The 13262-nt window shown below is 46.7% G+C and carries 13 protein-coding genes and 1 pseudogene; 7 read left to right on the top strand and 7 right to left on the bottom strand.

Annotation, left to right across the window (positions count from 1 at the left end):
- Window positions 1–903: 903 nt before the first annotated feature.
- Window positions 904–1872 carry an SDR family NAD(P)-dependent oxidoreductase gene (locus HFP08_RS11520; protein WP_168120754.1) on the bottom strand — a complete coding sequence of 323 codons (969 nt, stop codon included), beginning with the start codon at window positions 1870–1872 and terminating at the stop codon, window positions 904–906.
- A 115-nt stretch (window positions 1873–1987) separates the two neighbouring features.
- On the opposite strand from HFP08_RS11520, the gene HFP08_RS11525 reads away from it, so the two are divergent.
- Window positions 1988–2653: a TetR/AcrR family transcriptional regulator gene (locus HFP08_RS11525; protein WP_168120755.1), complete on the top strand. Its 666-nt coding sequence runs from the start codon at window positions 1988–1990 to the stop codon at window positions 2651–2653.
- Between the two features lie 186 nt (window positions 2654–2839).
- Here HFP08_RS11525 and HFP08_RS11530 read toward each other — a convergent pair whose 3' ends face one another.
- Complete coding sequence (locus tag HFP08_RS11530; RefSeq protein ID WP_168120756.1) at window positions 2840–3370, bottom strand: NAD(P)H-dependent oxidoreductase; 531 nt, start codon at window positions 3368–3370, stop codon at window positions 2840–2842.
- 279 nt (window positions 3371–3649) lie between these two features.
- On the opposite strand from HFP08_RS11530, the gene HFP08_RS11535 reads away from it, so the two are divergent.
- The gene (locus tag HFP08_RS11535; RefSeq protein ID WP_240941297.1) at window positions 3650–4006 is read left to right on the top strand and encodes a winged helix-turn-helix transcriptional regulator; all 357 of its coding nucleotides are present in this window, start codon (window positions 3650–3652) and stop codon (window positions 4004–4006) included.
- 97 nt (window positions 4007–4103) lie between these two features.
- On the opposite strand, the gene HFP08_RS11540 is transcribed toward HFP08_RS11535, so the two are convergent.
- From HFP08_RS11540 to HFP08_RS11560, 5 genes are all read right to left on the bottom strand, one after another.
- A complete protein-coding gene (locus tag HFP08_RS11540) occupies window positions 4104–4460 on the bottom strand; it encodes a nucleotide excision repair endonuclease (RefSeq protein WP_168120758.1) in 357 nt (118 codons plus the stop codon).
- Window positions 4461–4582: 122 nt separating this feature from the next.
- Complete coding sequence (locus HFP08_RS11545; RefSeq protein ID WP_240941298.1) at window positions 4583–5185, bottom strand: DUF4304 domain-containing protein; 603 nt, start codon at window positions 5183–5185, stop codon at window positions 4583–4585.
- Window positions 5186–5610: 425 nt separating this feature from the next.
- Window positions 5611–7206, bottom strand: coding sequence for an IS1634 family transposase (locus HFP08_RS11550; RefSeq protein ID WP_168120760.1), 1596 nt, complete (start codon window positions 7204–7206; stop codon window positions 5611–5613).
- A gap of 93 nt (window positions 7207–7299) precedes the next feature.
- Complete coding sequence (locus tag HFP08_RS11555) at window positions 7300–8526, bottom strand: DHA2 family efflux MFS transporter permease subunit (RefSeq protein WP_240941303.1); 1227 nt, start codon at window positions 8524–8526, stop codon at window positions 7300–7302.
- Between the two features lie 60 nt (window positions 8527–8586).
- Window positions 8587–8826 (bottom strand): hypothetical protein, encoded by a 240-nt coding sequence (locus HFP08_RS11560; RefSeq protein ID WP_168120761.1) that lies wholly within the window; start codon window positions 8824–8826, stop codon window positions 8587–8589.
- Between the two features lie 510 nt (window positions 8827–9336).
- On the opposite strand from HFP08_RS11560, the gene HFP08_RS11565 reads away from it, so the two are divergent.
- From HFP08_RS11565 to HFP08_RS11585, 5 genes and pseudogenes are all read left to right on the top strand, one after another.
- On the top strand, window positions 9337–10002 hold the full coding sequence (locus HFP08_RS11565) for an NAD(P)H-dependent oxidoreductase (RefSeq protein WP_168120762.1): 666 nt from the start codon (window positions 9337–9339) through the stop codon (window positions 10000–10002).
- 183 nt (window positions 10003–10185) lie between these two features.
- The gene (gene sigJ / locus HFP08_RS11570) at window positions 10186–11040 is read left to right on the top strand and encodes an RNA polymerase sigma factor SigJ (protein ID WP_168120763.1); all 855 of its coding nucleotides are present in this window, start codon (window positions 10186–10188) and stop codon (window positions 11038–11040) included.
- Window positions 11041–11181: pseudogene (locus tag HFP08_RS11575) on the top strand (HTH domain-containing protein); the annotation flags it as partial.
- 65 nt (window positions 11182–11246) lie between these two features.
- Window positions 11247–11909: an FAD-dependent oxidoreductase gene (locus tag HFP08_RS11580; protein WP_240941326.1), complete on the top strand. Its 663-nt coding sequence runs from the start codon at window positions 11247–11249 to the stop codon at window positions 11907–11909.
- 138 nt (window positions 11910–12047) lie between these two features.
- A complete protein-coding gene (locus tag HFP08_RS11585) occupies window positions 12048–13034 on the top strand; it encodes a tRNA dihydrouridine synthase (protein WP_168120764.1) in 987 nt (328 codons plus the stop codon).
- The last annotated feature ends 228 nt before the right edge of the window (window positions 13035–13262 follow it).

Here is a 13262-nt window from a genome sequence, read left to right on the forward strand (position 1 = left end):
ATGTGAATGACGGAATAGACTAAATTTCAAAACTTGTTTTCCATAATTCGGAGATCCTAGTAGAGTCCGCAACGAAGGCATCACGGATTCAGGAATTCGAACAATTGGTTATATATGGTTTTTTTATACCCTGCACGTTCATAACCGACCAAAATGGGTTTCTATTGTTGTTTCTAATTTGCTAAAGCAATTGGAAACTACGCACAGCAACGAATTTTTCGCCGATAGACCCGTTAAGCTGAACCGTACCACAAGTAGCGGCAAGTTTTTTCGGAAAATCCCGCAGCAGGCTTGGAAAGGCGCTTTGCCCGGCATGGGTTCAGGATGGGCCACGCTAGACGGCAAAGTCGGCACAAACGGGCTTCTGAGAGCTTTTTGGGATCACAGAAAGAGGCGGTACCTTGAAGGGGCTTTTGCTCGCGGAAAGCAAAAGCCCCTCCGCTAGTTTGGAGGATGGGGCCGGCTCAGAAAAATGCTTTTGGATGGTCGGGTCAACTCTTGCTCTATTCCGGCGACTTTGCGTCTGTCCTTCATGTGGACTTGTTTGACCACGGTCTGAAGAAGCGTCTTCTGCGTTTCGGGAGGTGCTTCTTCGAGTAGGCTTTGAAACTGGGCGAGAGTCTGCCGTACTTGCTGGAGAGGGACGGGGTCAGAAGTGCTGTACATCAGTTGCCGCTCTCCTCTGTTCTCCGGCATTCCAGTTGTTCACACTGGATATTTAGTTCACTTAGCCGCTCTACGATATTTTCTGGAACAACATCTGAACAGCTTCCTTCAAATCCTGAGAGATGATTAGCTCATGCTCTCCATGAAAGATCTTTCTAACCAGTTCTGTCTCAATTAGATTTGAAAGAAGAATCTTTTCTTTTCCCTAGCTTAGGGAATTTCTACTCCGTCGTATCGTCAACGGAGTAGAATAGGCTCCTCATTTGGTTCCAAATGGACGAGCATTTTTGTATCATTCCATAATTGTAGTGCTCGCTTTTTATCATATGATAATGTAGAAGAACGTCTTTCGATTAAGCTGCCGTCATTTGATTGAAAATACTTCCCTGATCCATTGGCATAAGCAGAATCAGCAGAAATCTTAGCAAGAGCCTTTCCTGAAAAGTCTACGCTCCCAATCGTAATACCGAGGCGCTTGAAAATCCAATTCATAAAAGATCTATCAGCTAGCCACTGCACGGGCTTTGGCATCTCTCTGAGGAATCCAGTTCCCGGAGTAGCACCGGGATCATACGCAATAGAAGCGATCGAACTGCCAGATTTTTTTAGCCGACGGTCCAACTCATAGGCATGAAGTATCATACATAGCTTTGAAGTTGCATAGAGCTTACCAGAAGAAACTGGTTTTTTACCATATTTACCCGTATTAGCCAAATCCATTGCGTTATGTTCTGAAGCAACGCCCATCATTCTACCGTCTGCCGTATCAGGATCATGCGTTCCACTTACTGTGAATACAATGCGACCATGATTCGCTATGCTGTCCAACAACAATTCAACCAGTAGAAAATGTCCTAAATAGTTGGCTGCAAATGTCTCCTCGTAACCGTCACTGGTGTAGGAGACGGGCCCGTTGAGCCGTACTCCGGCATTGCAAATGATCGCCTGAAGGGAATCGATCTCTCCATTGTTGAGCATAGTGCGGCATTGCGCAGCTGCTGATCTTACTGAGTCCAGAGAGGATGTATCTATTTTAATAATACTTACCTTTACACCGTAGGTTGCACGAAGTTCACTAGCAACTGGTTCAATTCGCTCCAAGTTGCGTCCTGCTAGAACTAGATTAAGCTGATAATCTGAGGCGAGTTGTTTGGAGCATTCGAGACCGATTCCGCTGTGTCCGCCTGTTATGAGAATTGTAGGCATAATGACAACCTCCTTTAAAGTCCCTGTTAAATGTGGGATAATCAAATTAAAGCATTCAATTTACGGAACTGTCAAGTTCCGAAACTAATAAGTTCATTTTAATTGGAGATAAATCATGAATGATATGAAGAAAGCAACATCCTCCGGCTCCCAAGTGCCCAACGAAGTATTGGAACCTGCGCGAAAGTTGGGTCGCAAGCGAGATCACACGCGGGATTCAATAATCCTTGAGGCGGCCATCGCCATACTCGCTGAAGCGGGTTTCGATGGCATGACAATGGACATGGTCGCGACCCGAGCGAAAGCAGGAAAGGCGACCGTGTACCGCCGTTGGTCCTCCAAGTCGGAGTTAGTCCGAGAAGCCTTGACCTGGATGAGTAGAAATCATCTTGAGCTCGACTCCTTGCCCGATTCTGGGACCTTGCGCGGCGATCTGCTTACACTATTGAAGCCGCAATCGATCGAGGAGGAAGAACGCAAATTTCGAGTTCTCGCGGGCCTGGGCTCCTATTTGCAGCATCCGGAATTTGCTGAAACGGGAATATCGGGAGTGTTTGAGCCATGGATCGCTGCAAACCGTGAGCTCATGCAACGAGCTGTTATCCGCGGTGAAATTTCTGCTCATGCAGACATTGAAATGGCTTGCCAGGTTATTACGTCAATGGCTTCCTATTACGGGCTCATTCAGCATAAACCGTTCGACACGAGTCTCTTTACGGGGCTAATCGATGGCGTTCTGTTACCTGCGCTCATAAACCCGTTAACATCTCCAAGGAGCTGACATGACAGGAATAGCTTAAGAAACTTAGCAAACAACGCTTAGGGATGCGTTGAATAAGCGAGCAACGATAGCCGAGTAAAGCGAGACCAAAGAAAGGGCCAGTCGGATAAGGATGGCCCTAATACTTGCCGTTACAGACAGCGCGGAGAACCCTACCACAAGTAATGAGAGCTACAAATCACTTCTTCATTGTGCGAGCTTCGTCTGAGAATATTGGACAAATTCCGCATATCGCTTGGCTTCGTCCTTGAGAGCTCCAGCAGATGGGCTATAGGATACAAAGGCTGGCAGGAACGTACCATTACACCGGGTAATGGTACTCTGAATCGGCCGAATATATTCGCTTATGGTGAACCAGTTACGGCCGCCTGCGCGATATTCGTTTTCCGAGCCGCCTGTTGTCGTTGCGATCATAAATTCTTTGCCCCTCAAATTGTCGCCTCCGGGTCCGAACGCCCAACCGAATGTCAGTACATCGTCAAACCACTTTTTTAAAAGCGGCGGGCAGCTGTACCAAAAGAATGGAAATTGAAAAACAATCCGGTCAAATTCGATCAATAATTGATGTTCTCGTTCGACGTTGATATTCCAATTCGAATACTCTTGATACAGATCACGGATGTGTATATTCGGCTGTTGTTTCAATTCGCTCAGAAGCGCATAATTCCATGCGGATTTGTTCAGGTTTGGATGTGCTACAATTACCATCGATTTCATGACCATCATCCCTTACTGTTATTTTGGTTGTCCAAGGTTGGCCAGGATACTTCCTCTTTACACCTATGATTATCCGAGATATTTAAAATCTTGAAAAGTACGCATTTTATTCGTACATAGTCCATCATTCCATACCATAGATGGCGCAGTACTTGAGGTGTGGTCCGTTAGATCGTACTAAGTACGTGAATAAAGAGTACTATCGGCGCGGGAGATATTTTGATAATGTTAGGGGAGATAGGTGTGCGGGTATCTTGAAATACATGGGGGCTGATGTTATTGCGGTTAAAAACTCACGTCGATAAGACGACGGAAGGCATAGTAGCGACACTGGATATTATTGGCGGAAAGTGGAAGCCTTTGATTCTGTTTATTTTACTGCATGAGGGAACCAAGCGATTCGGAGAGCTGAGGAGGATGCTGCCGGTTATTACGCAGGGTATGCTGACGAATCAGCTTCGGGAGCTAGAACGGGATGGGCTCGTCGAACGCAGGGTATATCAGGAGATCCCTCCAAAAGTGGAATATAGTTTGACCGATCATGGAAAAACGCTGGCTCCGGTGTTGACAGACATGTGCAACTGGGGATTTAAGCATCTCGACTTTATAAAAGGTCTAAGCGATGAATCGGAATAAAATCCAGCAAGGCTCCCTCCCCATTAAGCTAATAGGTCTTTACGACGCTTCAGAAGCTTGTGTCGTTAGGGAGCGTTGACTTCGATAGCTTATCCTTCTATTTGTAAAAAACCTTATCAACATTGTATTTGGCCTTATGCTCATTAATGATGAAGGTTTCATAGATTTCTCTATGTACAGGGCTTTGTACAAGGCAAACCTCGATTTTGGCAACTTCTTCCCGATGATTCTTGATCACGGATACGGAGTCCTCAAAATGCTTTTTGATTCGGGGCCGCAGCTTGCGCGCCTTGCCAACAAACAATAGCTCGTCCTGATCATTATAGAACATAAAGATGCCCCCCTCCTCTCGCGATATAAGGTGAAAATCCGTAAAGCCGCAAATATGGCTGAGCTTTGGCTCCTGTTGCTTGTATATTGTCACATCCGGATTTGGAACCGTAATTAAAATCATATGCGCTCGCTCCTCTTCTTTAATCCTGTGTCGAAACAGCAGGCTGGACTTATTATAGCAGCCCGTCCTCTGAATGTCTGCCCATTTTTCCAAGTCATCATGACGCGCAGCCCGTATGAGAGTCAGGCAAATGGTACTTGATATTGCGTAAAAATCGCCTTGTATTTTTCCTCGAATATGCGCCAGCGACTCTCTGCGCCATGCTTGTCCCGCAAGGCGCTTACATAGCGCTTTGCCGCTTCGATGTCCTTGGCTTGCAGCAGCAAACGCAGACTTTCCTCGCCTAGATGCAGATAGGGTCCCGCCGTATAATAGTCTACAATCTTCCGGGCATTTGGTATCGTGTCGTAGAACTGAATGACCTCCTTCAAGCCGGCTAGCAGCGTTGCAAGCAGGTCGTCCTGATTGCTGTCGCCCTCCAGCTCAAAGTGATCCGGGGCAAACGAGGCCAGCTCCTCCATTCTTTCTCTGAAGTGGCAGTCTACCTCCTGTGGAGCCTCCAGAACCTCCCTTGTCTGTAAGCGGGCCAGCTCTGCCGCATAAATACCGCAATTCACATAAAACCGAATACGCTCCTTTGAATTGCCCCGAGACTTTTGGAACTGAATCAGGTAAATAAGGTCGCCCGATGACTTGCTAAAGCATAATCCTTTTTTGGAAAAGCCATATCCAGCAAGAAGCGGTTTTACGTCATGCTTGATCCATTCATTAAAGCGTTGCTGCAATGGTATCCCTCCTGCGTGTATAATGAGTGTGGTCGGATATCCTCTGCTTTGAGTATCATTCATTTGGGCTGTATTTGCAAACCTGCAACTCGAGCTCGTCTGTCCTATCGAGGTATTTTGAAGTGAGCCTTGTCATTCGGTCAGCTCTCATTCCTTGCATGTAAGGAGTCATTCTCATGATGTACGGATGATTTTTTAATAAACCAACCCAGCACCAAAGCAAGCATGGCGAGAATAAATGTTATCCAAAAAACGATTTGCAAACCGGCAATCACGCTTTGTGTTTTCTCGTGCGTTGCAGTGGGATCGAGTGAATGGCGGAGATAACGATTGGCTCCGGATGACATGATGCCAACGAACAAAGCGATGCCAATTCCCCCGGCAATCTGTTGGAGCGTATTGTATATCCTAAGTTCCCCCCCCAATTATAACGAGGTTGGAGGCGAGACGTCTAAAGCCGCATAAATATCCAACTGCCGTTTCGTAATCTCACCGAACTGTAGGTCGTGTCCGGGACGCTGGTAACATTCAATCACGTCCAAGTCATCTAGTAGGCCCTGCATCGTATAGCGTTGGAACAAGTTTTTTTCCTGCATGACTTTCTTAAGATAGGATAAAAAGATCAGGGCAACAAACTCGACAAATAATTTCCCGTCCAGGCTTCGCTCAGAAGATACCTCCATGCGACGGAAACTCAAGCGATCTTTTAAATTCCCAAACGCTTTTTCAATGACATCCTTGTTGCGATACAGCGCCAGCGCTTGAATCGGGTCTTTGATCTCATTGCTAAGCAAGGCAAAGTAGCCATAATTTTGAGCCGCTGCATCAATCGCTTCCTGTTTCGCCTTGACGACCGTTCCGCGCTTGGGCGTTGACTTTATCGTAAAATATTTGGCATACGCCTTCTCATGGGCGGGTTCGCGCTTTCCGCTTTCCAGTTCAGCTTTCAGCTTTGTAAGCAGGTGGTTGAGTTTGTTCGCGTCGTCCGTTTCTTTCTCTTTGTTAAAATACAGGTGCAAGTACGCTCTGCGCTCACTTTTCAACACGTCGCCTTTGTAAGGTCGCTCTTGGCTGTAGTGCCATACGATCGTGCTCGTGTAGGCGTATAAATTATAATCAGCATGAAAGTGTTCCCACTGGTGAAGGGATGGTCTGGCCGTTTGCAGTTCCTGTTGTACGTATTTCAACGTGACCTTGACACCGATCAGAAATTTGAGATGATGCCGGTACAGCGCGTTGATGTTCGCTTCACTGTAAAAGCCACGGTCCATGACAAGTTTAATCTTTTTGTACGATAAAAAGTCCAGGTCCGCCAAAAGCTTTTGAATCGTAGATACGTCCGAAATATTACCGGGCAGCTTGCGGTAGTAAAACGGCAAATTCGATTGCTCGCCGAACAGCAACGCCAGATTCATTTGCGGAAGCGGATCGTGTTCCTTGTTCTTGCCATATTTGACTTGCTTCAAGCTTTCCGAATAGCTGGACAAGGTTGTGGTATCATAGGCCCAATACTCCTGTTCTGCACGGCGGCGTCCTTGCAAACGAAAAAACTGCTCCCTTGCTTCTTCCGTTATGGAAGCAAAGAAATCGCTGCTGCGCTGGGAAGAAATATCTTGCCCATACGGATGGCGGTGTGTGAGCGACCATTTCGAAAAGCGCATTAATGGATTATGATCCTCCAGGATCAGAAAAAAAGCGATCGACAAGAGTTGCTTGTATTGATCCGGAAAGCACTGCTTCAAGTCCGCGACTATGCCCAATTTGTCGCTAATCGCATCCAGCAAATAAGTAGCGCCTGCATAGAGGCGTTTCGTTTCGGTAAAGGGAACTGGGCCCCGTTTTACAGAACAGGTGGACTCCGTTAAACGCTTCGACGGAATCAAAGCGCCCGTAACCGGATCTAACTTACCGACACAAGTGCGACGGCTACGCGATTGCTGTTTATCTTTATCCCAATAGTTCTCGGCCTCATAGACGTAGGTGACGCCATTTTTCTTGTTTTTCACATATACGAGCGGCATAATCGCCCTCCATTCCACGTTATAATTATAACGTGGAATGGAGGGTAATGGAAAGAGAAACTTAAGAAAAGGCCGTAGTTATAGGCTTCTTAGCTAAACCTCGTTATAATTTCGCGGGAATGCAGGGTATATGGCTGTGCCATGAGGAACTAAGTGAAGCGGAAGTTGATTCAATCCTGTTGTCTGAGCCGGCATGACGACGAACGCTATGCCTGCGAATAAGAGGATATGATTGCAAAGAACGAAGCTTTGCGCGGTATCACTGTTGAGACCGGCAAATTGCCATAACGATATGGCGATCATAAGCAATCCGGGCATGACGACGAATCTCGGTCCCCATTTATCGAATAATATTCCCGTTACTGGCATCAGCATTGCGTTTAAAATACAGCCGGGCATAAGAAGCAAACCTGTCGTGAGTGCTGTCAACTGCATTAAATCCTGCATATAGATCGGCAGCAATGTCGTGGCGGTGAATAGAACCATCATCAGGATGACTACTAATCCCGCAACCAAAGAAAAAGTGGGATATCGGAATACGGTAAGATCGATTAAAGGCACCTTCATTTTGAACTGCCGCCGTACAAGCAAGAGCAAGAAGAAGCTGCCTATGGCAATCAAACTGCAGCCCTCAGGTTCAGTCCAGACATTGGGTCGGCTGAAGCCGTAGATGATGCAACCGAAGCCGATGGTTGACATCACAATGGACAAAAGATCGACCCTGGGTTTGGTTAGTTCTGTCACATTTTTCAAGTACAACAATGCATAACTAATCGAAAGCAATATGACAGGAATCACCAAATAGAATAGCCATCGCCAGTGTAAGGTATCAATGACCAGCCCCGATAAAGCTGGTCCGATGACAGGGGCGACCATAATGACCAGCCCCATGAGTCCCATGGCCGCACCCCGGCGTTCCAGGGGATAGAGGGCGAGAATCGTATTCATCGCCAATGGGATCAATAATCCTGTCCCGCAAGCCTGAACAACCCTGCCCATCAGCAAAATTTCGAATCCGGGGGATATGGCACACAAGCAGGTACCGACTAAAAATAATGCCATCGCGGACATAAACATCTGTCGAGTCGTGAACCATTGCTGCAGCAAGGCAGTCACAGGCACCAGTACGCCGATTACGAGCATATACCCCGTCGATAACCATTGTATGGTCGAAGCGGCAACGTTGAATTCCCGCATCAAGCTAGGAAATGCATTGGCAAGTAAATTTTCGCTAAGAAACGCAATGAATGTGCCTAGGAGTAGCGCGACCAACATCGGCCCTCTCTTCATCCCACTTGTATCGTAAACCTGCTTGCTCATCTTTGCCTCCCGTATATTTCGTTCTGTCCTTGATACCGAATAGCCAGCTTGTTGCGCAAATTATCCTGCACCATCACTTTCTAACAAGGAATAAAAATGATCGAGGTCTGTGTCATCGAATTTTCCAATTGTCCGTACCCTAACCATTTCATGTCCGCCATTCATGTCTATTTCCTCGCCATAATGATTGTAGAGCGCAATCATATGATCATCTTGATTTAACTCGATGTACCCATAGCATTCGGCTTCAGGCGCTTTACCGTACAGGAGCATAAATCTGATTTTGTCTACTCTATGCATGCAAATCCTCCATTTCTGTCTATTTTCAACCCATCGACCTGAATAAAATTTTATCTGAAATCGGGTGAATTGGAAAAAGCGATGTCGCTCTTCATTCTCGGAAATTCATTCATATTTTGAAAGCACCAGGGGGGAGTCGCCAATATGTCGCTCATTAGCGCATTATCTCTTGACAGGAGGCGATTTGGCGGCTATGATATCGTGCCGGCTTGCGCAATAAGGCAGTGGAAAAAGGAGCTGTCCAAAAAGTTGGTAAAACTGACGGTTTAATGTTTTAATCACAATTTAACAAAAGCAATTTCCAAGTCATTCAGCATTTTTTCTTTCGTTTCCGATGTCACAAAGCAGAGCCTTATATTGTTATATGTGCAAAAGCAAAGGGAGCTGAGGAACGATGAACGTTTTTGACATGAATAATCATTGGAGGCGAAGGACCCGGGGTTCGAAGGACGGACGGCGGATTCAGTTTTTTTACATCTAAAAAAAATAGCAAAGGATGGTTGATTCCACATGATAGGAACGGAAAGCAAGAAACAAGAAATTTTAAAAGCTTACCAGTTCAGACATGCTTGTAGGGTGTTTGATACCAACAAAAAGATTTCGGATGAAGACTTTCACTTTATTTTGGAGACAGGAAGATTGTCCCCTAGCTCAGTAGGCCTCGAGCCTTGGAAATTTGTCGTGATCCAAGATGCAGCGCTTCGCGAAAAATTAAAACCAGTAACTGGCGGTGCCCAGGGACAATTGCCAACTGCCAGCCACTTTGTAGTTATATTGGGAAGAAAAGATTTAAGACATGATTCGGCTTACGTGATCAAAATGTTGAAAGACATTCATCATATGCCTGAAGAAGTTGTCCAGCATGTTTCAAGTCACTATAAATCCTTCATTGAAAAAGAACTGGAAGATAATGATCGTCTCCTATTTGAGTGGGCAAGCAAACAAACATATATAGCATTGGGAAACATGATGACAGCCGCTGCTCAACTTGGCATTGATTCCTGTCCGATTGAAGGCTTTGATAGACAACAGGTGACCATTATTTTACAAAATGAGGGAATCATTAACGCCAACGATTTCGGTGTAGCCTGTATGGTCGCATTCGGATATCGGCAAGAGGATCCTAAACGTCCAAAAGAAAGACAAAATCTCGATGAGATCGTTGAGTGGCGATAAAAGAAAGTTCTCCGCATCAAAGAATATGTTTCGCTGATGGGTGGTTTGAATATAAGAAGGGGTTGCTAACAGCAAATCCCTTCTTTATGATGTTAACCATAGCGCGGGTTCATGAAAGATGAAAACCTGAAATGCGTATGACGAGAAGGCTTGCGTGAAAATGCAGAGAAGGTGTGACGTCGAATGGAGGAACTATACGATCAATATAGAGCGCTGCTATTCACGCTGGCCTATCAGTTAATGGGATCTGCTGTAGACGCAGAGGATGCGGTGCAGGACGTGTTTATGAAGGCTTGCGTCGTACATCCCGAACGTTTGGAGGAGCCAAAAGCGTATTTGTGCAAGATGGTAACCAATCACTGCCTCAATCTGCAGAAGTCGGCGCGGAAAAAGAGGGAAATGTACGTCGGTCCATGGCTCCCCGAACCAATTTGGACGCCGGAGGAGGATACCCTCGAAACTTCGGTAGTCCGTCGTGATCTGCTGTCATACGCCATGCTTGTTCTATTGGAAAAGCTGACGCCGACAGAACGGGCGGTTTTCGTCCTGCGAGAGGCGCTTAGCTTCGATTATCCCGAAATAGCCGAACTGCTCGGCAAGCAAGAGGCGAATTGCCGCAAGCTAATGAGCCGGGCAAGAAACAAGATGGGAATATCCGAGAAGGAGACGATCGCGGCTGAAGCGGTCGATTTAGAATGGGTTTACGAGTTTCTCACATCCCTTGAGCAAGGAAACGTCGATCATATGCTGTCTCTATTGACCGAAGACGTCATGTTCGTAGCTGACGGAGGCGGCAAAGCAATTGCGGCCTTGCGTCCGATACATATGCGTGATCACGTGGCACATTTCCTGCTTGATGGGTTCAAGAAAACGGTTCAGGGGGAGCTTCGCTTCGAGGCTGCCTCTATGAACGGCGAGACAGGTTTAGTACTCCGTTCGGGGGACGAAGCCGTGGGTGCTATCTTTATACAACTACAGCGTGGGAAGTTTGCCAGAATCTTCGTTGTACGAAATCCGGATAAACTTACCTGGATTTAACTGCTTCGTTCGGGAAAGCGAGTGACGGCGCAACAACTTGCGGACGATCTGGAGATTCATGTTCGCACTGTATACCGATGCATTGATTCACTGTGCGCAAGCGGAGCTCCGATCATTGCCGATTCGGGTCCGAACGAAGGTTAAATAAGAAGCACCTTACCTGACGGCGATTATACCAGAGACCTTCGTGGATATGTTAAACTAATATCGAGTCGCTTGCGAGGAGCGAGCTCGTCTCGGCAGAGGGCAAAGTTGCTGCGCTAAAAGATTTATATACCCCTAATGAGACGTTTACGAAGGACGATTCTGTCGGCGCTTTTCTGGAGTATTTTCTCGGGAGCGAACTGGTCGAGAAGCAGATTGCTCCCGTCCTTTCCGGGGTCAATTCAGGGAATTTGAGCGACTTGATCATTGCCTCCACACTACCTTATCTGATCGACTACAAGGGGCAATACGGAAGCATTATTAAAGGGCTCGAAGCAAACAAGCAGAAGTTTAGGATTGGCGAGAAGAAGTTTTTCTCGCTGAAGAACGGTATGGGGGCGCTAATTGACGCCTTTCAAGCCTCTCTGACCGAGGACTTGCTGTTAAACACTAAAGTCAGCAGAATCGACAAGGACAATGGTCGGTTTCATGTGCACTTAGCCGATCAGGACATGATCGAAGCGGATTATGTTGTACTAAGCATTCCGCATACGGCAGCAGAATCCATTCTAGCCGATTCGAGCCTTACGGAGCCATTCTCGGAGTTGAAAAGCAGCTCGCTCATCGGCGGCATTACCGCCGAACCTGTCGTTAACGATTACCGACTGGTCCGGGCAAATGCCAATGTATTCGATTACTCATCCGCGAAGCGTCCATGCACTTGAAAGCATCATGGCTGATGTATACCCAGGCATTATCCTTGCTGGATGCTCTTATTATGGCGTAGGAATCTCGGATTGCATGAAGAACGGGGCAGATTCGGCAAAAAAAATCATTGATTACCTATAGAGAGGTTTTTGAATATGAACAATCATTTTTGGGATGATTTACCGAGACCCTTTTTTGTGCTGGCGCCTATGGAGGATGTGACGGATGTTGTGTTTCGTCATGTCGTGAGTGAAGCGGCAAGGCCGGATGTTTTCTTTACCGAGTTTACGAACACGGAGAGCTATTGCCACCCTGACGGGAACCAAAGTGTGCGCGGACGCCTGATGTTTACAGAGGATGAACAGCCGATCGTCGCGCACATATGGGGAGATAAGCCCGAATTCTTTCGTCAGATGAGTGTCGACATGGCGAAACAAGGCTTCAAGGGCATAGATATCAATATGGGTTGTCCTGTATCCAATGTAGCGGAGAATGGCAAAGGAAGCGGCCTCATCTGCCGTCCCGACGTTGCGGCGGCTATTATTCAAGCCTCCAAAGCCGGAGGACTTCCCGTAAGCGTGAAAACAAGGCTTGGTTTCCATGCGATAGACGAATGGCGCGATTGGTTGACCCATATTTTGAAACAAGAAATTGCCAATCTGTCTATCCATCTGCGGACAAGAGCGGAAATGAGCAAAGTAGACGCGCATTGGGAACTCATCCCGGAAATCAAGAAGCTACGTGATGAGATAGCGCCGGATACGCTGTTGACTATTAACGGAGACATTCCAGACCGTCAGACCGGCTTAATGCTTGCAGAGCAATACGGTGTAGACGGCATTATGATTGGACGAGGTATTTTCAATCATCCATTCGCCTTTGAGAAGGAGCCAAGGGAACACAGCAGTGAGGAGCTGATTAACCTGCTGCGGCTGCATCTCGATCTGCATGATCATTATTCAGCGCTGGAACCGCGGCCATTCAAACACATCCCTCGTTTCTTTAAAATCTATGTCCGCGGCTTCCGCGGGGCAAGTGAATTAAGAAATAGCTTAATGAATACAAAGTCTACAAGTGAAGTGCGAGCAATGCTTGATGATTTCATAAGCCAGCATCAGGCTGAGGCGGAGGAGCAGGTGTAACATTGGGATGAAGATGCGTCTGATAAAGAAAATCTTTCGGTCTGGCGCTATAGATCCTGCGCAGAACCGTATCATAAAATGAAATGAGGGCTATCCCTTAACAGGATAGCCCTCTACACTTGCCGTTACAGAGTGACTGCGCGTTGAACGCACTCTCTAAGTATGGCAATCATCCGCCCAATTCGCTCAATCCCCGAAACCCAAACAAACCTAAACCCACACAAAATC

Source organism: Paenibacillus sp. HB172176 (assembly GCF_011947265.1).
Classification (GTDB): domain Bacteria; phylum Bacillota; class Bacilli; order Paenibacillales; family Paenibacillaceae; genus Pristimantibacillus.

Coding starts and splice junctions, on each gene's coding strand:
- HFP08_RS11520 (WP_168120754.1), bottom strand. CDS start 1,872: ATGCCTACAATTCTCATAACAGGCGGACACAGCGGAATCGGTCTCGAA.
- HFP08_RS11525 (WP_168120755.1), top strand. CDS start 1,988: ATGAATGATATGAAGAAAGCAACATCCTCCGGCTCCCAAGTGCCCAAC.
- HFP08_RS11530 (WP_168120756.1), bottom strand. CDS start 3,370: ATGAAATCGATGGTAATTGTAGCACATCCAAACCTGAACAAATCCGCA.
- HFP08_RS11540 (WP_168120758.1), bottom strand. CDS start 4,460: ATGATTTTAATTACGGTTCCAAATCCGGATGTGACAATATACAAGCAA.
- HFP08_RS11550 (WP_168120760.1), bottom strand. CDS start 7,206: ATGCCGCTCGTATATGTGAAAAACAAGAAAAATGGCGTCACCTACGTC.
- HFP08_RS11555 (WP_240941303.1), bottom strand. CDS start 8,526: ATGAGCAAGCAGGTTTACGATACAAGTGGGATGAAGAGAGGGCCGATG.
- HFP08_RS11560 (WP_168120761.1), bottom strand. CDS start 8,826: ATGCATAGAGTAGACAAAATCAGATTTATGCTCCTGTACGGTAAAGCG.
- HFP08_RS11565 (WP_168120762.1), top strand. CDS start 9,337: ATGATAGGAACGGAAAGCAAGAAACAAGAAATTTTAAAAGCTTACCAG.
- sigJ (WP_168120763.1), top strand. CDS start 10,186: ATGGAGGAACTATACGATCAATATAGAGCGCTGCTATTCACGCTGGCC.
- HFP08_RS11585 (WP_168120764.1), top strand. CDS start 12,048: ATGAACAATCATTTTTGGGATGATTTACCGAGACCCTTTTTTGTGCTG.